Source organism: Tistrella bauzanensis, assembly GCF_014636235.1.
Taxonomy (GTDB): domain Bacteria; phylum Pseudomonadota; class Alphaproteobacteria; order Tistrellales; family Tistrellaceae; genus Tistrella; species Tistrella bauzanensis.
The window spans coordinates 18,578-39,586 of record NZ_BMDZ01000017.1 but is presented as its reverse complement, the minus strand read 5'-3'; the positions used below and the strand labels follow the sequence as shown (position 1 = coordinate 39,586).

The 21,009-nt window shown below is 68.8% G+C and carries 20 protein-coding genes and 1 pseudogene; 11 read left to right on the top strand and 10 right to left on the bottom strand.

Annotation, left to right across the window (positions count from 1 at the left end):
- Positions 1 to 17 precede the first annotated feature (17 nt).
- Entirely contained in the window at positions 18 to 2,213 is a 2,196-nt protein-coding gene (locus IEW15_RS09230) for a chorismate-binding protein (RefSeq protein ID WP_188577108.1), read from the bottom strand.
- Between the two features lie 215 nt (positions 2,214 to 2,428).
- On the opposite strand from IEW15_RS09230, the gene IEW15_RS09225 reads away from it, so the two are divergent.
- Positions 2,429 to 3,685, top strand: coding sequence for a thiolase family protein (locus tag IEW15_RS09225; RefSeq protein ID WP_188577106.1), 1,257 nt, complete (start codon positions 2,429 to 2,431; stop codon positions 3,683 to 3,685).
- 203 nt (positions 3,686 to 3,888) lie between these two features.
- Positions 3,889 to 4,353 (top strand): GNAT family N-acetyltransferase, encoded by a 465-nt coding sequence (locus IEW15_RS09220; RefSeq protein ID WP_188577104.1) that lies wholly within the window; start codon positions 3,889 to 3,891, stop codon positions 4,351 to 4,353.
- Positions 4,354 to 4,504: 151 nt separating this feature from the next.
- On the opposite strand, the pseudogene IEW15_RS25860 reads toward IEW15_RS09220, so the two are convergent.
- Positions 4,505 to 5,306 (bottom strand): annotated as a pseudogene (locus tag IEW15_RS25860) (enoyl-CoA hydratase/isomerase family protein).
- A gap of 338 nt (positions 5,307 to 5,644) precedes the next feature.
- Between IEW15_RS25860 and IEW15_RS09205 the strand changes: the two are divergent.
- The 3 genes from IEW15_RS09205 (at position 5,645) to IEW15_RS09195 (ending at position 7,433) form a co-directional block, all read left to right on the top strand.
- Positions 5,645 to 6,241 (top strand): TetR/AcrR family transcriptional regulator, encoded by a 597-nt coding sequence (locus IEW15_RS09205; protein WP_188577097.1) that lies wholly within the window; start codon positions 5,645 to 5,647, stop codon positions 6,239 to 6,241.
- Between the two features lie 77 nt (positions 6,242 to 6,318).
- The gene (locus tag IEW15_RS09200; protein ID WP_188577096.1) at positions 6,319 to 6,738 is read left to right on the top strand and encodes an MbcA/ParS/Xre antitoxin family protein; all 420 of its coding nucleotides are present in this window, start codon (positions 6,319 to 6,321) and stop codon (positions 6,736 to 6,738) included.
- Positions 6,735 to 7,433, top strand: coding sequence for an RES family NAD+ phosphorylase (locus IEW15_RS09195; protein WP_188577094.1), 699 nt, complete (start codon positions 6,735 to 6,737; stop codon positions 7,431 to 7,433). Before IEW15_RS09200 ends, IEW15_RS09195 begins: the two co-directional genes overlap by 4 nt.
- A gap of 11 nt (positions 7,434 to 7,444) precedes the next feature.
- Here the strand turns inward: IEW15_RS09195 and IEW15_RS26325 are convergent, their stop codons facing one another.
- Together IEW15_RS26325 and IEW15_RS09190 are read right to left on the bottom strand one after the other, a co-directional pair.
- Positions 7,445 to 7,573 carry a hypothetical protein gene (locus IEW15_RS26325; protein ID WP_268237151.1) on the bottom strand — a complete coding sequence of 43 codons (129 nt, stop codon included), beginning with the start codon at positions 7,571 to 7,573 and terminating at the stop codon, positions 7,445 to 7,447.
- Positions 7,574 to 7,606: 33 nt separating this feature from the next.
- The gene (locus IEW15_RS09190; RefSeq protein ID WP_229707954.1) at positions 7,607 to 8,248 is read right to left on the bottom strand and encodes a TetR/AcrR family transcriptional regulator; all 642 of its coding nucleotides are present in this window, start codon (positions 8,246 to 8,248) and stop codon (positions 7,607 to 7,609) included.
- Between the two features lie 160 nt (positions 8,249 to 8,408).
- Here IEW15_RS09190 and IEW15_RS09185 point away from each other — a divergent pair, with 160 nt between their 5' ends.
- The 4 genes from IEW15_RS09185 to IEW15_RS09170 all read left to right on the top strand — a co-directional run bounded on the left by IEW15_RS09185 (position 8,409) and on the right by IEW15_RS09170 (position 12,760).
- Positions 8,409 to 9,428, top strand: a complete 1,020-nt coding sequence (locus IEW15_RS09185; protein ID WP_188577092.1) for an NAD-dependent epimerase/dehydratase family protein — start codon at positions 8,409 to 8,411, stop codon at positions 9,426 to 9,428.
- Positions 9,425 to 10,732 carry a flavin-containing monooxygenase gene (locus IEW15_RS09180; RefSeq protein WP_188577091.1) on the top strand — a complete coding sequence of 436 codons (1,308 nt, stop codon included), beginning with the start codon at positions 9,425 to 9,427 and terminating at the stop codon, positions 10,730 to 10,732. Before IEW15_RS09185 ends, IEW15_RS09180 begins: the two co-directional genes overlap by 4 nt.
- Positions 10,733 to 10,995: 263 nt before the next feature.
- Positions 10,996 to 12,102, top strand: coding sequence for an NAD(P)/FAD-dependent oxidoreductase (locus IEW15_RS09175; RefSeq protein WP_188577089.1), 1,107 nt, complete (start codon positions 10,996 to 10,998; stop codon positions 12,100 to 12,102).
- Between the two features lies 1 nt (position 12,103).
- Positions 12,104 to 12,760, top strand: coding sequence for an alpha/beta hydrolase (locus IEW15_RS09170; RefSeq protein WP_188577087.1), 657 nt, complete (start codon positions 12,104 to 12,106; stop codon positions 12,758 to 12,760).
- Here IEW15_RS09170 and ybaK read toward each other — a convergent pair whose 3' ends face one another.
- A complete protein-coding gene (gene ybaK, locus IEW15_RS09165; protein WP_188577086.1) occupies positions 12,761 to 13,282 on the bottom strand; it encodes a Cys-tRNA(Pro) deacylase in 522 nt (173 codons plus the stop codon).
- A gap of 80 nt (positions 13,283 to 13,362) precedes the next feature.
- Complete coding sequence (locus IEW15_RS09160; RefSeq protein WP_188577084.1) at positions 13,363 to 14,259, bottom strand: LysR family transcriptional regulator; 897 nt, start codon at positions 14,257 to 14,259, stop codon at positions 13,363 to 13,365.
- Positions 14,260 to 14,363: 104 nt separating this feature from the next.
- Here IEW15_RS09160 and IEW15_RS09155 point away from each other — a divergent pair, with 104 nt between their 5' ends.
- Positions 14,364 to 15,536, top strand: coding sequence for an MFS transporter (locus IEW15_RS09155; RefSeq protein WP_188577082.1), 1,173 nt, complete (start codon positions 14,364 to 14,366; stop codon positions 15,534 to 15,536).
- Between the two features lie 67 nt (positions 15,537 to 15,603).
- On the opposite strand, the gene IEW15_RS09150 is transcribed toward IEW15_RS09155, so the two are convergent.
- Complete coding sequence (locus IEW15_RS09150) at positions 15,604 to 16,539, bottom strand: MBL fold metallo-hydrolase (RefSeq protein WP_188577080.1); 936 nt, start codon at positions 16,537 to 16,539, stop codon at positions 15,604 to 15,606.
- A 97-nt stretch (positions 16,540 to 16,636) separates the two neighbouring features.
- On the opposite strand from IEW15_RS09150, the gene IEW15_RS09145 reads away from it, so the two are divergent.
- A complete protein-coding gene (locus IEW15_RS09145; RefSeq protein WP_188577077.1) occupies positions 16,637 to 17,554 on the top strand; it encodes a LysR substrate-binding domain-containing protein in 918 nt (305 codons plus the stop codon).
- Positions 17,555 to 17,570: 16 nt separating this feature from the next.
- Here IEW15_RS09145 and IEW15_RS09140 read toward each other — a convergent pair whose 3' ends face one another.
- The 3 genes from IEW15_RS09140 to IEW15_RS09130 all read right to left on the bottom strand — a co-directional run bounded on the left by IEW15_RS09140 (position 17,571) and on the right by IEW15_RS09130 (position 21,008).
- Positions 17,571 to 18,650, bottom strand: coding sequence for a Glu/Leu/Phe/Val family dehydrogenase (locus IEW15_RS09140; protein ID WP_188577074.1), 1,080 nt, complete (start codon positions 18,648 to 18,650; stop codon positions 17,571 to 17,573).
- 271 nt (positions 18,651 to 18,921) lie between these two features.
- Complete coding sequence (locus IEW15_RS09135) at positions 18,922 to 19,491, bottom strand: MarR family winged helix-turn-helix transcriptional regulator (RefSeq protein WP_188577072.1); 570 nt, start codon at positions 19,489 to 19,491, stop codon at positions 18,922 to 18,924.
- A gap of 128 nt (positions 19,492 to 19,619) precedes the next feature.
- Positions 19,620 to 21,008 (bottom strand): SLC13 family permease, encoded by a 1,389-nt coding sequence (locus IEW15_RS09130; RefSeq protein ID WP_188577070.1) that lies wholly within the window; start codon positions 21,006 to 21,008, stop codon positions 19,620 to 19,622.
- Position 21,009: the final 1 nt, after the last annotated feature.

The following is a 21,009-nucleotide window of genomic DNA, read 5'->3' as shown; positions in this document are numbered from 1 at the left end:
CGAAACCTTGATCGGGATCAAGATACCCCATTTCGCTGCGGAAAAACCGCGGCGACCGGTACTCTCGCCTTCAGCGCCATTTCAGTCACCTCGCCATCGGGATCGGACAGATGGGTGATGGCGCCGCCGGCGCCGATGCTGGCGCCATCCTCATCCACCACCACGGTGCGGATCACCATCGCCAGGCGCATCGACCCGTCCAGGCCGATCCGGCCGATGGCGCCGGAATAGATCCCCCGCGGGCCGCCTTCCAGCCGGGCGATGATCTCCAGCGTCCGGCGCTTGGGCGCGCCGGTCATCGATCCGCCGGGAAAGCATGCCGCCAGCACCTGGATCGCCGTTGCATCAGGCCGCAGCCTGGCCCGCACGGTGCTCACCATCTGATGCAGAGTGGTGAAGCTCTCGATGCCGAACAGCACCGGCACATCCACCCCGTCGGGCCGTGCCATCCGGCCCAGATCGTTGCGCATCAGATCCACGATCATCAGGTTTTCGGCCCGCTCCTTTTCACTGCCCGCCAGCCTGCCGATCAGCGCGGCATCGGCCGCCGGGTCGGCGCCCCGGCCGATGGTCCCCTTGATCGGCCGGGCGATCGCGCAGCCGCCGGTCATGTCCACCTCCAGAAACAGTTCGGGCGATGCCGACAGCACATTGACATCACCGAAGCCCAGCCACGCCATCAACGGCGCCCGCGCCATGCGCCGCAGCCGGCGATAGCTGGTCCAGGCATCCACCGGCCCGGCGACATGCATCTGTCTGGTCAGGCAGATCTCGAACGACTGCCCCATCCGGATCAGCCGCTGCGCCGCCCGGATGCGGCGGCGATAGCCGTCGGGGCCGTGACGGGCGGTCACCCGATGGGCGATCGGGGTCATGTCCACATCCGGCAGGGGGCGGGCCACCGCCAGCCGCGCCGACCAGTCATCCGCCCAGGCCTGTGCCGCAGCGATGGCGGCGGGGTCGGCCGCCGGCACCAGCATCACCGCCTCGATGGCATGGCCGCCATCCGGCCCCGGCACCGCCACCAGCAGCCGGTCGGCCAGAATCTGCCGCAGATCGTCGTGGCGGCTGGCATGATGCGGCACGCCGATCGCGATCTCGGCCAGTTCATAGCCCAGATAGCCATAGAAGCCGGGCCCGGGCAGCGGCGCGCCGTCATCGCCCGCCACCGGTGCCACCCGGCCGATCCGGCGGGCCATGTCGTCCAGCAGGTCGAAGGCCGGGCCGTCGACATGGCCCAGCAGGCGGCCGGCACCATCGGCCACAGTCAGCCGCCGCGCGGCCACCCGATAGCGCAGGCGCCGGGCGGCAGGGCCCTGGCCCGCCAGGATCACCGGCCGCGCCGCCGGGTCGCCATCGGCCGCATCCAGCCACAGCGACCAGCCGCCCTCGCGGCGCGCCAGATCGGCCACCGCCTCGATATCCACGCCGTCGCCCACCCGCCGCCGCAGCACCTGCCAGCCCGCCGGCCCCGGATCGGGCAGCACGCCCGCCGGCCAGTCATGACAGCCGGCGGCGGGCGTGCTGCCTGCGATCACCATAGCCGGCCTGTCATGGCGGGGCCTGTCATGGCGGGGCCAGCCCTCTGCCGGTGCCGCATCACACTGCCGAGCACCCTGGTCGGCCGCGATCCCGGCGAAATTCGCCAGCAGCCGCGCGCCATCGTCGGTCAGGATCGATTCCGGATGAAACTGCACGCCGAACACCGGCGCTGTCCGGTGGCCCAGCGCCATCACCGCGCCGTCATCGCCGGCCCGCGCCAGCACATGCAGGTCATCGGGCACCGGTTCGGCTGCCATCAGCGAATGATACCGCACCGCCATGAAGGGGGATGCCAGCCCTGAAAACAGCCGGTGGCCGTGATGAACCACCGGGCTCAGCCGGCCGTGGCGCGGCTCGCCCGCGCGGATCACGGCGCCACCGGCGGCGATCGCCAGTCCCTGATGGCCCAGGCAGATGCCAAGCACGGCGAGCCGGCTGCCGGGCGCCAGCGCCGCGCCCAGCACCTCGGCCCCCAGCCGGAAATCGGCCGGCGTATCGGGCCGCCCCGGCCCCGGTGAAATCAGCACCACCCGGAAGCCATCGCCGGCCAGATCCCGCCAATGCGCCGCGTCATGCGGCACGATCACCGGCAAGGCGCCGGTCACCTGCCACCACAGCCGTGCCAGATTGCCGGTGAAGCTGTCATGATTGTCGATCAGCAGGCAGCGCATCCGGTCTCCGTCTTCTGTGTCAGGGCCAGCTTCTCTCGATCGGCCCACCCGGCGGGTGTCCGATGATATAGCCTCTGGGCCACACTCAGGCGAGCCTCCGCAGATACCATGGCCGTCCCGGACACTGTGCTTGCAAGACACATGACCCGCTGGTAAGTTTTTGACCGACGATATGGCGCCGTGCCGCCGCCATCCCCCCGCAGGAGCCGCCGGTCATGCGCGATGTCTATATCATCGGGGCCTTTTCCACCGCCTTCGGCAAGAAACCCGATACCAGCTTCAAGGGCCTGGCCCGTGAAGCCTATCTGGGCCTGCTCGCCGATGCGGGGCTTGAGACCGGCGCCGGGATCGAGACCGGCTGGTTCAGCAATTGCGGCATGGGCAGCTGGGGGCAGCGCAACATTCGTGGTCAGGTGTGTTTCACGCCGCTGGTCCAGGATGGTCTGTTTCCGGAACGGGTGCCGATGATCAACGTCGAGGGTGGCTGTGCCTCGGCGATGATGGCCTTGTCCGGCGCCTTCAAGGACGTGGCCTCGGGCGAGGTTGAAGTTTCCATGGCGATAGGGGTCGAGAAGACCTTCGTGCCGGGCGATGCCGCCCGCACCGCCGAAATCTTCGAAGGCGGGATCGACCAGTTCGACCCGCAGGAATGGCAGGCCTATTACGCCGCCGCCGGCCAGAAGGCCAACAAGCCGTTCGATATGGGCCCCGACCGCACGGTGTTCATGGACACCTATGCCATGCAGGCCTGCTATCACATGGCCAGGTGGGGCACGACGCAGCGGCAGATCGCGATCGCCGCGTCGAAGAACCACTGGCATGGCAGCATGAACCCCAAGGCGCAATACCGTTTCGAGGTGTCGCCCGACGAGGTTCTGGCCGACCGGCCGGTCAGCTTCCCGCTCACCCGGTCGATGTGCGCGCCGATCGGCGATGGCGCCGCCGGCGCGCTGGTCTGTTCGAGAGATTATCTCGACGGCCAGCCCGAAGCGGTGCGGGCGCGCGCCATCCGCATCGCCGGGCTCGCCATGTCGGGTGGCAAATATCGCGACCTCGACGAGCCGGGCCTGAGTTCGGTGGCGGCGCAGAAGGCCTATGCCCGCGCCGGCCTCACCCCCGCCGATATCGATGTGGTGGAGCTGCACGACGCCACCGCGTTCTGCGAGCTTTATCAGTTGGAAATGCTGGGCTTCTGCGAACCCGGCACCAGCGGCCGCTTCATCGAGGCGGGCGAGACCCGGCTGGGTGGCCGGCTGCCGGTCAACACTTCGGGCGGTCTGGTGTCGAAGGGCCATCCGGTCGGCGCCACCGGTCTGTCGATGGTGTCGGAACTGGCAGCACAATTGCGCCATGAAGCCGGCGACCGGCAGGTGGCGAATGCCCGGGTGGCCCTGGCCGAGAATGGCGGCGGTGTGGTGGGTTTCGACGAGGCCGCCTGCGCGGTTGCCATCCTCACCCGCGCCGACGCCTGAGCCGGCCGCGCATCCGCGATCCACAGGTTTACAGCCGCGCGCGCAAAATCCCTGGCAGCAGCGGCCATCTGACGGGGCAGCCCTTCGGTCCCCCTTGGGCTGCCCCGCTTTTTCTTCACAGCCTGGCATCTCGGCTTGCGCCACCGGGCAGGCATGGGTTTGGATCCCGCAAGAGGTCTCCTCCAGCCCGCGAAGGTGCCGTCATGCCGCCCTCCGATCCCATCATCCGCCCCGCCACCACCGATGACCTGCCGGCGATCATCGCCCTTCTGGCCGATGACGTGCTGGGCCGCACGCGTGAGGATGCCAGCATGCCACCGGCCGACGCCTATGTCCGGGCCTTCGATGCGATGATGGCCGATGGCAATCAGATCCAGGTCGTGGCCGATCGCGATGGCGTGGTGGTCGGCACGCTTCAGGTCACGATCATCCCCGGCCTGTCGCGCATGGGCCAGACCCGTGGCCAGATCGAGGGCGTGCGCGTGGCGGCATCGGAACGCGGTGCCGGGTTGGGCGAGGCCCTGATCCGCTGGGCGATCGAGGCCTGCCGCACCCGCGGCTGCGCGCTGGTGCAACTCACCACCGACCGCAGCCGCACGGACGCCCATCGCTTCTATGACCGGCTGGGCTTCACCGCCAGCCATCTGGGCTACAAGCTGACGCTCTGATACCAGCACCTGGGGGCACCGCATGCAGCAGCACCCCAACCCTTTGCGCAATCGGATGGCGCGCCTCGATCGCCAGATCCAGCCGCCGGCACGGCGTTGTCATCGGCATCGGCGATCCTGATGACGTCCTCCGTCGATACGGGGCATGAGATCACTCTCCCTCAGGGGCGGCCGGTTGCGGCGCAAGGTCGATGGCGGCCGCAGCGGCGGTCAGCGCCGCGTCGTCGATCCGGCCTTCCGACTCAGCCGCCATCCGGCCGATCACGGCCCGGGTATCGGCATCGGTCAGCGTATCGACGAACAGCGTGCGCTCGGCGCCAAGTCCCTGTTCCAGCGTGCCGTCCATGGCGGTGCGCACCAGCCGCTTGGCATGGGCCACACCCAGGCCCGGCAGGGCGGCCAGATCTGCGGCCAGTGCCACGGCCGCCGCCACGACATCGCCGCCCTCAGGCACCAGCGCCGACAGCAGGCCCAGCCGCTCGGCCTCGGCCGGAGAGACGATACGGCCACGCAGCACGAAATCCAGCGCGCGCCTCGCCCAGCAGCCGGGTCAGGCGCTGGGTGCCGCCACCGCCGGGCAGCAGGCCGGCGCGGACTTCCGGCAGGCCGAATTTCCACGGGCCATCCAGGCCAAGCCGCAGATCGCAGGCCAGCGCCAGTTCGAACCCGCCGCCCATGGCCCAACCATTCAGCGCCGCGATCCAGGGTTTCGAACTCGCCTGGATGCGATCGAGGCAGGCATTGAACGGCGCGGGCTTCACCGGCCGCGACAGATCGTTGAACCGCCGGCCCGATGCCGCGACCTTGCCGGCGGTCGCCGCCAGTTCGATCAGGCTGTAATGGCGCACGAACATGCCGGTCACCGCCCCGGTCAGCACCACCGCCCGCACGGCGGCATCGCCATCCAGGGCGGCGACGGCACCGGCCAGCGCATCGGCCGCGGCGGCATCCATCAGCCCCAGGGCACCCGGATCGAACCGCACCAGCGCCACGCCACGAGCGGGCCGGTCGATCTCGATCAGCGGCAGGGTTGCGTCGTCCGCGGCGGTAGCGGACCCGGCATCGAGGCCGGTGGCGGTTTCGGCTGTCATCGGGGGGCATCTCCTCTATGGCTTTCCCTCCAGTCTATCAGGCCGCGGCCGGCCAGAGTATGGAGCGATCGTGGTCCCGTCCGCCACCTTGCCCCGCGGCGGCCAGCGCCCTATACAGAAGGCCCGCACAGGTTCAAGCCGTGTTTGAACCCGCACCCGGTTCGCACGATCAGGAGACCAAGGCTGTGGCGAGGGATGGCATGGCAACCGATACCGACACCGCCGATGCCCAGCGGCAGAACAACCGCCGCGACAAGCTGTTGCAGGCGGCGGCGCATCTGTTCGCAAGCCAGGGCTATGAGGCGACATCGATGCGCGACATCGCCAGCGCCGTCGGCATGCTGCCCGGCTCGGTCTATTATCATTTCCCGTCCAAGGAAGACCTGTTCGTGGCGGTGCATGATGAAGGCGTGCGCCAGATCACCGACGCGGTCGAAGCGGCGATCGCCGGCATCGACGACCCGTGGGACCGGCTGGAAGCCGCCGCCGCCGGCCATATGGAAGCCCTGCTGGCCGATAGCGGCTTCGCCTCGGTCGTCACCCCCGAATACTCCACCAAGCTCGCCCAGGCCTCCGCCAGCCTGATCGCCCAGCGCGACGCCTATGAACGCAAATTTGCCGGCCTGGTCGACGCCCTGCCCCTGGCGCCCGATGTCGACCGCCGCATGCTCCGCCTGGGCCTGCTCGGCATGCTCAACTGGGCCCGCACCTGGTACCGCCCCGGCCCCGACCACAAAACCCCCGCCCGGATCGGCCGCGAGATGGTCGCGCTGCTGCGCGGGCGGGCGCATCAATGAGGACAGATGGGGGCCTTGCGAAGAGTCCGTGTACGGACTAGATTTCTATAAATGTCCGATTTGAGAGATCGCCGCCGATGACTGCCACCGCACGATCCATCCAGCCTCAGCCGGTCGGGAGCACCGCCGACCTGTCCGGCCCGGCTTTGCGGAGCTTTTTCCGGATCGCGGGGCTGTGGCAGTTGACCACGGATGAGCAGATCACCCTGCTGGGCGCGCCGGCGCGGTCGACCTATTTCAAGTGGCGGCAGACACAGGGCAGCGGCGTGCGGCTGTCGCGCGATACGATCGAGCGGATCAGCTATATCCTGGGCATCTACAAGGCCTTGCAGATCCTGCTGCCCGACCCGGCCGCCGCCGACGCCTGGGTGCGGCGGCCCAATCAGGCGGCACCGTTCGGCGGCAGGCCGGCCCTGGCGCGGATGCTGTCGGGCAATGTCGCCGACCTGTTGGCGGTGCGCCAGTACCTGGATGCCCAGCGCGGCGGCTGGGCATGAGCGGTGCCGATGCGCCAGCGCCGCCGGTGGTGGCGGTGACGTGGCTGCCGGCCTATCGGATCATCCCCAGCCGGTTTCCCCCCATTCACCTGTTCGAACGCATTACCGACCCCGCCGATCTGGAGGCGGTGTTCGCGATCGAGGCGATGACCAATCCGCGCCTGCGCGACGAGGCCGGCGACATCGCCCTGGTCGCCCCGGCCGACCGGGTCAGCGGGCCGGGATCGAGCGTGATCATGGCCGCCTTCACCCATCCCAATCCGGCGGGCAGCCGGTTCGCCGATGGCAGCATCGGCGCCTTCTATGCCGCCCGCGCGCTTGACACCGCGATCGCCGAGACCAGCCATCACCGGGCGCGCTTCATGGCCGCCACCGCCGAGCCGGCCATGGAGCTGGACATGCGGGTCTATCTGGTCGATCTGGCGGGCAGGCTGCACGATCTGCGCGGTCTTGGATCCAGCCATGCCGCCGTCTATCACCACAGCGACTACAGCGCCGGACAGGCCCTGGCCGCCGGGCTGCGCCGCCAGGGTGCCGACGGCATCGCCTATGACAGTGTCCGCCACCCCGGCGGCGAATGCGCGGCGGTGTTCCGGCCGCCGGTGCTGGGCAATGTCCGCCAGGGCGCCCATCTCTGCTATGTCTGGGACGGGCGGCGGATCAACCTGATCTATGAAAAGCGCCTGCTGGCCTGATCCTGCGCCGGTCACCCCGCCGGCCATAGCGGCAGCCCCACCGACGCCCGGAATTTCAGCGGCTTAAGCTCCGCCCCGATCCAGATCTGCAGGGCGACACGGACGTGATGGTGGCGCGCGCGCTCGACGCCGTCATCCATGGCCTGGACGTCGCCACCGGGTGGCCGGCCCGGTCAGTTCCGCGCCCGCACCCCGTCGATGATCGTGGTCACCATCCGTGCGGCCAGCCGGTCGCGGGCATCCGGGCCGTCATCGGCTTCCGGCCGATACCAGAAGATCGACCACTGCAAGGCGCCCAGCATCATCTTGACCGCGATCGAGATGTCGTCGGCCACGATCTGGCCGACGGCACGGGCGGCATGCGCCTGGTCCTTGAACAGATCCTCGAACCGGTCGCGGCTGGCGATCAACTCGTCCAGAGTGCGGCGCTGGTCGGGGGTGGTGGCGCCGAAACGGTGGATCTGCACACCCTGGGCGACCACGGTTTCAAAGGCGTGATGGTCCATCATCGCCCGGGCATGGGCGGTCAGCATCGCGATCAGCACCGCCAGCGGCCCACCGACCGCCTGGGTCGCCGGCATCACCGCCGCGAACAGCCGGTCCATGCCCTCGCGATGAACATCGAAGAACAGATCGGTCTTCGAGGCGTAATAGTGATAGATGAAGCCCTTGGTGCAGCCCAGCGCCCGCGCGACATCGTCGATGCTGGTGGCGTGATAGCCCTTTTCCATGAAGCATCGGGCGGCACTGTTCAGTATCTCCACCTTGCGGGCCTGCGGGTCCACCGCCTCGCCCCTGGATTTCTGTCGCGCCACACCTCTGCTCCCCTGCACCATGCCGGCGCCATGGTAGTCGATGGCCCGCATCCATGCCAGCGCCCGATGCCTGTTGCCGATAAACATCCTACTGAGTAGTATGTATCACAACAGCATGGAAAACATGGCGAATACCCTCTTGGGAGGAGATCGATACCCCATGGTCAGCGTTCTGATCACCGGCGCCGGCGGCTTTCTGGGCCAACGGCTCACCGGCGCGCTGCTGCGCGCCGGCAGGCTGCAACCATCCGGCGGCGGCGCACCACAGCCGATCACCCGGCTGTGCCTGATGGACCGCGTCGCGGTGGCGATACCCGATGCCACGGCCGGTGCCTGCCCGGTCGACACCATCGCCGCCGACATCACCGATCCGGCGGTGGCGGATGATCTGGGCCGGCAGGGCTTCGACAGCATCTTTCATCTGGCCGCCAGCCTGACGCTCGATGCCGAACACGACCCGCGAGCGGCCTGGGCCGTGAATGTGGCGCCGCTGCGCCGGATCATCGATCAGGCGCGAAACCGCCCCCGGATCGTGTTCACCAGTTCGATCGCTGTGTTCGGCGGCGCGCTGCCGGCGGTGGTGGGGGATGATGTCCGCCCCTGCCCCGCCACCACCTATGGCAGCCACAAGGCCATCGCCGAACTGATGCTGGCCGATGACAGCCGCCTGGGCCGGATCGACGGCCGCGCCCTGCGCCTGCCGATCGTGCTGACCCGACCGGGTGCCGCCAGCCCTTCTGTGTCCAGCTACGCTGCCAACCCTTCTGTGTCGGATCGCATCGCCGCCATCCTGCGCGAACCGCTCTGTGGCCGCGATGTGGTGGTGCCGCTGGCCGCCGAGGTCGCGATCCCGGTGGCATCGGCCGGCGCGGTCGCCGTCGCCCTCATCGCCTTGCATGATCTCGATGAAGCCGCCCTGCCCCCGGGCCGGGCGATGAACCTGCCCTCGCTCACCGTCACCATCGGCCAGATGATCGCCGCCGTCCGCCGGCACGGCACAGCCGACGGCACCGCTCAGGCCCCCGGCCGGATCAGCATCGCCCCCGACCCGGCGCTCGACCGGATCATCCGCGGCTGGCCCATGGGTTTCGTCTCGGCCGATGCCAGCCGGCTGGGGCTTGGCGCCGATGCCGATATCGGAGCGGTCATCGCCGACTTCCTGGCGGAGACATCGGCATGACCAACCCGACAACGGCGCCGGTCTGTATCATCGGCGGCGGATCATCCGGCGTGGCGGTGGCCAAGGCGCTGAAACAGCGCGGCATCAGCTTCGATTGTTTCGAGGCGGGCTCGGATATCGGCGGCATGTGGCGGTATCAGAACGACAACGGCCTGTCCTCGGCCTATGCCAGCCTGCATATCGACACCAGCCGCGACAATCTGGGCTATTCGGACGTCCCGATCCCGCGCAACCTGCCCGACTTCCTGTCGCATGCGCAGTTCCTGGCCTATCTGGAAGACTATGCCGACCGTTTCGACATCCGCCGCCACATCACCTTCCGCACCCGTGTCGAGGCCGTGACCCCGGCCGCCGGCGGTCGGTGGCAGGTGCGCCTGTCCGATGGCCGCAGCCCCGCCTATGCCACCGTCATCATCGCCAATGGTCATCTGTGGGATCCGCGCTGGCCGGATTTTCAGGGCCGGTTCGACGGCAGCCAGATCCACGCCCATCATTATCGCACCGCCGATCCGTTCCAGGATCGGGACGTGCTGGTGGTCGGCTTGGGCAATTCGGCGGTGGATATCGCGGTCGACCTGTGCCGGCGCGCCCGCAGTGTCACCATCTCAACCCGACGCAGCGCCTGGATCATGCCCAAATATCTGATGGGCATACCGGTCGACCGCTGGTCCGCCACCATCAGCCGGCGTCTGCACCTGCCCACCCGCATCACCCGGATGATCATGGCCCGGCTGATCCGGCTGGGGGTGGGCGACCAGCGCCGGTTCGGCCTGCCGCGCCCGGCGCACCCGATGTGGCGGGAACATGCCACGCTCAGCCAGGAGCTGCTGCCCTATATCGGCCATGGCTGGATCACGCCCCGCCCCGATATCGCCCGCCTCGACGGCGACGGCGTCTGCTTCGTCGATGGCAGCCGGCAGCGGATCGACGCCATCATCCATGCCACCGGCTACAAGACCACCATGCCGTTCCTGGACAAGGCCCTGTTCGATCCCGACCAGCCGATCAGCCTGTACCGCCGGATGCTGTCGCCCGAGCATCCGGGGCTGATCTTCGCCGGGCTGGTTCAGCCGATCGGCCCCACCATTCCGCTGGTCGAACATCAGGCCCGCTGGCTGGCCGCCATGCTGGCCGGCGATATCCGACTGCCCGACCGCGCCACACAATTGCGCGAGATCGCCCGCCATCACAACCGGCAGCGCCGCAGCTATCTCGACACCGCCCGCTATGCGCTGGAGGTCGATTTCAAGACCTGTATCCGGCAGATGGCGGCCGATCGGCGCCGCGGCCGGGCGGGGACATGACGGCATCGGCGGGCTGATTTGCATTTCACGATAGGTAATCGACAAGCTTCATCAACTTTTACGTGAAAAACCTCCCGGCGGGCGGCATGCTGCCGGGACCGATGACCGATGACGAGCGCGTATTCTGGTTGCCGAGCCGGATGGACTGACGCCAAGATCGCCCCCATCTGGCCGGTGATGCCCGCGCCGACACGTCTGTCTGACACCGCCACTGTCACCGCCCACTCGCAAACGCCCACTCTCAAACGGATGCTCGGATTCCGATGACCGCGACCTCGACCACCTTCGATCCCGCCGTCTATGGCATCACCCCCGGTGCTGCCGGCGACATCGCGGCAACCCCGCCCGGCGGGCAGCACCAGACCGATATCGCCGTGATTGGCGCCGGGCCCGTGGGGCTGTTCTCGGTGTTCGAGGCCGGCATGCTGAAACTGAAGGCGCATGTCATCGACGCCCTGCCCCATATCGGCGGCCAGTGCAGCGCCATGTACCCTGAAAAGCCGATCTACGACATCCCCGCCTGGCCGAAGATCGAGGCCCAGGCCCTGATCGACCAGTTGGCGGGCCAGGCCGCCCCCTTCGATCCGGTCTGGCATCTGGGCCAGCAGGTGGTGTCGATGGCCCGCGACACCGACACCGGCGACTGGCTGGTCGGCACCGACAAGGCGACGCAGATCCGGGCGAAGGCGGTGCTGATCGGCGCCGGCGTCGGCGCCTTCGGCCCCAATCGCCCGCCGCTGACCGGCATCGAGGACTATGAAGAGCGCTCGGTGTTCTATCGGGTCGCGCGCAAGGAAGCCTTTCGCGGCAAGCGGGTGGTGATCGCGGGTGGCGGCGACAGCGCGCTCGACTGGGCGATCGAACTGGCCGATATCGCAGCCGCGATCATGGTCATCCACCGCCGGCCCAAATTCCGCGGCGCGCCGGAAAGCGTCGCGAAGCTGCATGCGCTGGCGGCCCAGGGCAAGATCGAGCTGGTGGTGCCCTATCAGCTTCACGGCCTGGAAGGCGACCCGGCAGCCGGCCGGCTGGATATCGTGACCGTCGCCGATCTGGACGGCAATGTCCGCCGGCTGGATGCCGATATTCTGCTGCCCTTCTTCGGCCTGTCGATGAATCTCGGGCCGATCCTGGAATGGGGCCTGGCGCTGGACCAGCACCACATCACGGCCGAACCCACCACCATGGCCACCAGCCTGCCCGGGGTGTTCGCCATCGGCGACATCGCCCGCTATCCCCACAAGCTGAAGCTGATCCTGTCGGGCTTCGCCGAGGCCGCCTCGGCCGTGCATGCCGCCCGCGAGATCTGCCGCCCCGGCGAGGTGATGCACTTCGAATACTCCACCACCAAGGGGGTGCCCGGTGCCTGACGTGCCTCAGCCTGCCCTGGTCATCATGCTGCATGGTGTCGGCAGCAATGGCGCCGATCTCGAACCGCTGGGGCGGTTCTGGCAGGCGGTGCTGCCGGGGGCCATGTTCGTGTCGCCCGACGCGCCGGAGCCTTTCGATCAGGTGCCGCCGGGCCAGATACCGCCGGACATGGCCGGCGCCGGCGCGCGGGCCTTCCAGTGGTTCAGCATCGGCGCGATCAGCCCCGACGACCGCGCGCGCCGGCTTGCCGCGGCACGCAGCGGCTTCGACCGGCTGATCACCGCGATCATCGCCGATCATGGCTTCACCGACAGACACGACCGGGTGGCGCTGGTCGGGTTCTCGCAAGGCTCGATGATGCTGCTCGACGCCATCGCCTCAGGGCGCTGGACGGTCGGGGCCGGTATCGCCTTCTCAGGCCGGCTGGTGACGCCCGATCCGCTCACCCCCGGATCGACCCCCCTGCTGCTGATCCATGGCGAGGCCGATCCGGTGGTGCCGGCCGATGAAACCCGCCAGGCGGCCCGCCGGCTGCACGCAGCCGGCGCCGACGTCACCGCCGGGCTTGAGCCGGGGCTGGTTCACACCATCTCGCAGGCCGGCGCCGCCGAGGCCGGCCGCTTCCTGGCCCGTCATCTGGGGCCTGCCTCTGCCTGATCAACCGATCAGCGACGCGGTCAGCGCCTCCAGCGCCCTGACCGCGTCGGCCGGATCCATCCGGACCTGAAGCCCGCGCTGGCCGCCATTGATATAGACATGGGGTTCCGCCAGCGCCGCCTGCTCCACGGCCACCGGCACCCGCTTCTTCTGCCCGAAGGGGCTGATCCCGCCGACATGATAGCCGGTCAGGCGCTCGGCATCCGCCGGCCGCATCATCGCCGCCGATTTGCCGCCAAAAGTTGCCGCCAGCTTCTTCATGCTGACCTCGCGATCCGACGGCACCACCACGCAGACTGGCCGGCCGTCGACCATGGCCATCAGGGTCTTCAGCACCCGCGCCGGCGGCTCGCCGATCGCCTCGGCCGCCTGAAGCCCGATCCGCTCGGCGCCCGGATCATAGGTATAGCTCACGGTCTGGAAGGCGATACCGGCCTTTACCAGCGCCTGGGTGGCACGGGTCGATGCCGTGGCCTTCGCCGCCGGGCCCTTCGCCGCCGGCACCTTCGATGCGCCGCTCATCGCCATCTCGTCTCCCGCTGTCCCGGCTATCGTTCCGTCGACATATAGCATGGCAGATCCGGCTCAGGCAGCGGTGGCGATCACAGATCCAGCGCCAGAATCCGCGACCGGAGCCAGGACACCCGCGGATCATGGTCGCGACGCGGATGCCAGGCCAGATTGATGGTGAAGCCCGGCAGATCGACCGGTGGCGCAAACATGTCCAGATCATCGGCACGGGCCATGGCCAGCCGGCGCGGCGCCACCGCGATCAGATCGGTCATCACGATCAGCGGCGGCAGTTGCAGGAAGCTCGGCAGCAAGGCGGCAATGCGCCGGCTGCGGCCAAGCGCCGCCAGAACCTCGTCGGTCACTCCCTTCAGCGTGCCACCGACCGGCGCCACCAGCGCGTGGTCACAGCCACAGAAACTGTCGAGATCAAAGGGCCGCGCGCCACGCGGATGGCCCTTGCGCTGGACCACCACGAAGCTCTCGTGAAACAGCGGCTCGTGGCGCAGCCCCATCGGCAACAGCGCTTCGGATGCAATCATCAGATCCGCGCGCCCCTCCTCCAGATCGTCGCGGCTGCGCTGGGCATCATGCGACATCATCACCACCCGCGCGGCCAGCCCCTGGGCTTGAAAGCTCTGCACCAGCCGGCTGGTCGCGGTGGCATGGACATAATCGGTCGCGATCACCCGCGCCGCCACCGGCCCGGCCGTGGGGTCGAACGGCATTTCGGCCGCGACCAGCGACTGCAATTCCTCCAGCAGCCGGTTCAGCGGCGCACGCAGCGCCTCGGCCCGGCTGGTCGGCACCAGCCCGCGCCCCGAGCGCACCAGCAGCGGATCGTCGAACAGATCCCGCAACCGCGCCAGTTGCGCCGACAGCGCCGGCTGGCTGATCCCCAGCCGCCGCGCGGCACGGGTGACGCTCAACTCGGCCAGCAGTACATCCAAAGACAGCAGCAGGCCCAGGTCATGCCGTGGTAAATCCATCAAGGTTATCTTTCATATACGAACTATCGATTGGAATTATCGACAGCAGGCGATGCAGCTTCAATGCCGCTATCCTCAGCGCTTCCGATCACAGGGACATCCGTATGCGCCGCAACGCCCATCTGCCGACCTTGCTGGCGCTTGCCGCCGGCTATTTCGTGGTCGGCATCGCCTCGATGTCGGTGATCGGCCTCAGCGTGCCGCTGACGGTGGAGCTTGGCATGCCGGCATCGGCCGTCGGCGGGCTGGTCACCGCCTTCGCCATCACCTATGCGCTGGCGGCGCCGGCGATGCAGATCTTCTTCGGCGCCCATGCCCGGCGGCGGCTGATCATGACCGGCCTGGTGATCGTCTTCGCCGGCTGTGCGGTCTGCGCGCTGTCGACCGATTATGGCGTGCTGGTCGCGGGGCGGATCGTGATGGCGCTGGGGGCCGGCCTGGTCGGGCCCACGGTGTCGGCCACCGGCGCGGCGCTGGTGTCGGAACATGAACGCAGCGCGGCCCTGGCCCTGGTGTTCGGCGGCATGACCGCCGCCGTGGTCGTAGGCGTGCCGGTGTGCAGCGTTCTGGGGCTCAGCCTGGGCTGGCGCGGTGTCATGTGGCTGATCGGCGGCATCGCCCTGGCCACGGCATTGGCCGCCTGGGCGACCGTGCCGCGCACCGCCCGCGGCGTGCGCACCGGCGCCCGAATGATGCTGCGCATGCTGGCCGACCGCCGGCTTGGCATGGCGCTGCTGGTGCCGTTGATGCAGATGTCGGCGGTGTTCGCCACCTATGCTCTGCTGGGGCCGTGGATGGCGGCAGTGATCGGCAATGCCGATGGCAGCCTGCCGGCCAGTGCCGTGCCGACCGCGATGTTCATCTATGGCGCCGGCGGGCTGGTCGGCAATGCGCTGGGTGCCTGGATCGAACGCCGGGTTGGGGCCTTCGCCACCCTGCGCATCACCCTGGTGGCGCTCGGCGCCGGCTTTGCCGTCGCGCTGGTGGTGCCCGGCGGGTTGTGGCCGCTCTATGTGCTGATGGGGGTCTGGGCGGTCACCGCGATGTCGTTCATGGCCCCGCAGCAGAAGCGGCTGGTCGATCTGGCGGGCGACCGCGCCGGGTTGGCGCTGGCGCTCAACGCTTCGGCGCTCTATGTCGGCATCTCGGCCGGGTCCAGCGCCGGGGTCGCGGTTCACGGCAGCTATGGTCCGGGCATGCTGCCGGTGGCATCGCTGATCTTCACGGCTCTGGCATTGCTGGCGCTTCAGGTCTCGCGCGGGCGCCGGCCGGCCTGAGGCCGGCCATCAGCCGCGGCCGAGGTCATGCGGCCGATGGCTGATGGTTGATGGCTGATGGCGCCGGTCAGCGGGCGAGCGGCTCCCAGCGATAGGCGATGCCCGGCGTGGTCGCCTCCCGCACCCGGCCGATGCCCGGCCAGGCGATATGGGCACCGGCGACCAGATAGCCCTCGGCCGCCGCCTCGGCCAGCGCCGCCCGCCGCGTCGTCCGCGCCTGCGGCTGGTCGACGTCGAAATCGATCGTGACATCCGGGTCGGCGAACTGCACCACCTCGCCATGGGTGATGTCGCCCCAGATCACCAGCCGCGCACCGCCATCGGCGACCACGATCGAGGAATGGCCGGGCGTATGGCCGGCGCGCAGGATCGAGCCCAGCCCTGGAACCGGATCGGCACCGTCGACAAAGGTCTGAAAGCGGCCTTCGGCGCGATAGGGCGCAATTGCAGCCAGGGCCTCATCGAAGCTGGCCCGGGCCGGCTCGGGGGCTGCAGCCCGCGCCTCGGCGCTCAGCCAGTATCCGGCGTCGCGTTCCGCCACATGCACGCGTGCGTTCGGGAACACCGCCTTGCCGTCGCGGACCAGGCCCCCAGAATGATCGGCATGGATATGGGTCAGCACCACATCGTCGATCTCGGCCACGGAATGACCGGCCGCCGCCAGCGTCTCGGGCAGATGGCCCAGTTGCGGCCCCAGCAGATCGCCGGTGCCGGTATCGACCAGGACCAGCCGGCCATCCGGCATCCCGATCAGATAGGCATTGACCGCCAGCGGCACGGGTGAGGCTTGACCCGCGCGATCAAGCGCCGCTTCGATCGCGGCTTTGGGCGCGCCATGCATGATCTCGGTCAGCGGCACCGGCACAGTGCCGTCCGACAGCGCCGTCACCGCGATGCGGCCGATATCCAGCCGATACGGAGCCGGCAGGTCGTCCGCCACGGCCGGGGCCGTGGCCAGGAACAGGCCCAGCAGGGTTGTGATGGCAATCGGTCTGCGTGTCATGACAAGGGTCTTTCTGAAGCGATCGGCCGCGCAGGGCTTGCGGCGGCTGATGCGTCAGGTATCAATGGGCAGGTCAGCAATCAAATCGATGTGGCTCATGACATCCATCGACCATTTCAATTTACGCAGCTTCGACCTCAACCTGCTGGTTGCCTTCGACGCGCTGGTCGAGGCGGGCAGCGTCACGGCGGCGGCGCGGCGGCTGAAGATCGGCCAGCCGGCAATGAGCCATGCGCTGTCGACACTGCGCCTGCTGCTCGACGACGACCTGTTCGTGCGGGTGGGCCAGGCGATGCAGCCCACCGCTCGCGCGCTGGCGGTGGCAGGCCCCGTGCGCGCGGCGCTGGCCCAGGCCCAGGCGGCGCTGGCCACCCGCGACAGCTTCACCCCTGAAACCGAGCACCGGGTGTTCCGGCTCGGCATGACGAGCGAGCTTGAGCTTCTGCTGCTGCCGGCGCTCACCGCCAGGCTCAGCACCCGGGCGCCGGGCATCCGCCTGCATGCCCGGATGGCCCCGACCCATCAGGTCGAGGCGATGATCGATACCGGCGTGATCGACCTTGCCGTCGGCTGCGCCATTGAACCGGCCAGCCGTCATCGCGGGGCGGTGCTGTTTCCGGGCGCGGTATCCTGCTGCTTCAATCCGGCGCTGCTGCCCCTGCCGGTGCCGGTGTCGACCGCCGATTATCTCGCCGCCCGCCATGCCGTGGTGTCGCAGAGCGACGATCTGCGCGGCTGCGTGCACGAGGCGCTGGAGCGCATCGATGCAGATCTCGACGTGGTCACCGCGGCGCCCGACTTCCTCACCGTGCTGGCAACCGCGGCCGAGGCCCCGGTGATCGCCACCATCTCCAGCCGGGTCGCGCGGAAATACGCGCCCGGGCTGGGGCTGGTCGTCAGCCCGGTACCGCTCGACCTGCGCTTCCCGCCGGTGCGGATGGTCTGGCCGCTCCGGCTCGACAGCGACCCGGCGACGCTGTGGCTGCGCGGTTTGATCCAGGATATGCTGGCCTGATCGGGATGGCTGGCGGTCAGGCGGCGCTGGCGTCGCGCGACGCGGCATGCGCGGCGATCCGGGCCTCGGCCATCGCGTCGGCGACCTCGGCGGTGGTGCGGCCGCTTGCCGTCGCCTCGGCGAAGATCCGTGCCATGGTTTCGGAAATGCCATGCACGCGCGCGGTGGCCCGGCCGGCATCATAGCCTGCCGCGTCATGCTCGACCGCGATGTTGATCACGCCACCGGCATTGATCACGTAATCCGGCGCATACAGAATGCCGCGATCGGCCAGTTCCCGGGCATGGCGCGGTTCCGCCAACTGGTTGTTGGCGGCGCCGGCGATGATCCGGGCGCTGAGCTCGGGGATGGTGCGGTCGTTCAACACCCCGCCCAGCGCGCATGGGGCATAGACGTCCACCGGCTCGGCATGGATGGTGGCCGGGTCGGCGATACGCGCGCCGGTCAGCCGCGCCACCCGCGCCGCCGCGTCCTGATGGATGTCGGCCACCACCAGCTTGGCGCCGGCCTCGTGCAGCCGGCGCGCCAGATCGGCGCCGACATGGCCCAGCCCCTGCACCGCGACGGTGACGCCGGCAAGGCTGTCGGTCGCGGCCGATGCGCCGGCCTTGCCATGATCCAGCGCCGCCTTGATGCCCAGAAACACGCCCAGCGCGGTGAAGGGCGACGGATCGCCGCTGGTGTCGGCCAGTCCCAGAACATGGGTGGTCTGGCGCCGGACCTGCGCCATATCCTCCGTGCCGATGCCGACATCCTCGGCGGTGATATAGCGGCCGGCCAGCCGGTCGACCACCCGGCCGAAGGCACGCATCATCGCCGGCGTCTTGTCGCGGCGTGCATCGCCCAGGATCACCGCCTTGGCGCCACCAAAGGCCAGCCCGGCCATCGCGTTCTTGTAGGTCATGCCCCGCGACAGGCGCAGCGCATCGGTCACCGCCGCCGCCTCGTCGTCATAGGCCCACATCCGGCAGCCGCCGACACCGGGGCCAAGCACGGTCGAATGAATGGCAATGACCGCTTTCAGGCCAGTGTCCGGATCATGTCCGAACACCACCTGTTCATGACCATCAAAGGCCCTCGAAGAAAAAACGGACATGGTTCCTCCCTTGCGGCCACCACGTGACTGTGGCCGTATTCAATACATCGGATTTTTCTGATTGATCTTGGTCTGTTGAAAAATAATCTGTCACCGCACCGCCTGCGATTCAATCGCCGTGCGGGACGCGGTTTAAAATAGAGGGAATCTTACGAAGCCTGACTTCATGGGCATTTTCTGTCCGAAAGACACCGCATCGGCCGGTAATAAAATTACGCTACAGGTTGATCAATGGTCCGCCCGTCGGGAGCCGCCTGTCCGGCGACCACGATCAGGGGTCGTGATCGGCGATGTCGTCCTCGACCAATCCAGGGTCGGCCCCGCGACTGGCGACATCGCGGTCCAGATTGGCGATCACGGCGGTCAGCATCCGGCGCAGGTTCAGAATCTCGCCGCTGTTCAGGCCAGCGATGGCCGCCAGGTTGGTTTCAGCGGCAAGCGGCAGCAGTTCCGCACGCAGCGCCCGGCCCCGATCGGTCAGATAGACCAGGCTGCGCCGCCGGTCGCTGGTGTCACGCTCCCGATAGACCAGCCCGCGCCGTTCCATCAGGCGCAGCGCCGTCACCGTGGTCGGCTCCATCATGCGGATGCGCCGGCTCAGGTCGCGCTGGCTGATCCCCTCTTCCTGCCACAGAATGCGCAGAAAGAACCACATGCCCATGGTGATTTCGGTATCCGAAACCCGCATCTGCATGGCGCGCAGGAACACCCGGTGGGCGTCGCGCACCAGATAACCGATGCTGTCGGTCAGGGCGAAGTCGTCGCCCGCTGCCGCCCGCTCATAAACCTCTGCGGCCGGGCGTGCCTCCGGCGGAAGCCGCTTTCCGTCGATAGACACCATAGGTTCATCCATTCCAAAGCCAATGCCGTCTCACGTTATGACGATAGCATGAGGAATGTTTCCGGAGATAGCGACAGAGAACAGAATATGCAACTTGTGCGCGGTATCCGGCCGGCCGCCGCCGTCCGTCAGATCCGGCCCAGCAGGGTCCACCACACCAGATCCAGCGGCCAGATCAACAGCGGGGTGATCAGCCCCAGCGCCAGCATGGCGCGCGCCGCCGCGCGCTGGCCGATGCCCGACAGCCCCAGCGCCACGATCACCGGCGGCGACTGATAGGGCAGAAGCGCTGTGGAAAAGCCCAGCACCTGGGTCATCAGCACGGTATCGAGCGGCAGGCCGGTTGCCGCCACCAGCCGCTCGGCAAGCGGGGCCAGGATCGCCGGGGTGCCGTGCAGCGACCCCAGCAGCCCGACGACGGCCGAGATCAACCCCAGCTTGTAGACATTGGCGGCATCGGCGCCGGGCTCGAAGCCGGCAATGGCGATCATCACCGCCCCCATGGCATCGCCCAGGCCGCTGGCGGCAATGACGGCGCCCAGCGACAGCATGGCCGCGATGAACAGCAGGGTGCCGACCGGCAGGCCGGTGCGGATGAAATCCGCCGGCACCAGACGCAGGCGCGGGGTCAGGATCAGCGCGGCCGCGGCCAGACCGATCCAGGCCGGCTTCAGCCCGTGCAGCCAGTCGGTCGCCCACAGGGCCAGGGTCGCGCCCAGGATCACCGCCAGCCGGGTCAGCGCGCGTGGATCGGCCGGTGCCGTCTGCGCCATGGCATCGGCCGCGACCGGCGGCGGTGCCGGAAACAGGCGCACCAGCAACCCCACCAGCAGCACCGCCTTCACCATGCCCAGCACCGGGAAATGCAGCAGCAGCCAGTCGCCATAGCCGAAATGATGGTCGTACAGGGTTTCGGCGGCACCGGTCAGGATCATGTTAGGCACATTGGCCGGCAGGATGCCGAAGGGCGGAAAGAACGTGCCCAGCGCCGCCGCCAGCACCAGCCCGGTGCGACCGGGATGCCCGGTCGGATAGCCGGCGCGATCAGCCAGCGCCAGGGCGATCGGCACCAGCAGCGCCACCCGCCCCACCGCCGCCGGCACCAGAAACGCCAGGGCCACGCCCGCCGCCACCAGGCCTGCGATCAGCGCCGGATAGGACCGCCCGAAGGCGCCGGCCGCCCCCCGCGCCAGCCGGTCGGCCAGCCCCGCATGACGCGCCGCCGCCCCGAAGACCAGCCCTGAGAGCACCAGCCAGAAGGCCCCGGAATGAAAGCCCGAGAACACCGTGTCGGGCGGGGCGGTGCCAAGCAGGGCGGCACCGGCAAAGAACAGCACCGCGGCATAGGCCTCAGGTGCTGCACCGGTCGCCACCAGCACCAGCATCGCCAGCGCCAGCCCGCCCGCCTGCACCGCGGTGGCGGCATCGCCGGCAAACAGCGGTGCCGTCACCGCAAGCAGAAGCCCTGCCGCCGATATCATCGGCGGCAGGGCTGTTCCTATGGTCGGTCGGGTCATC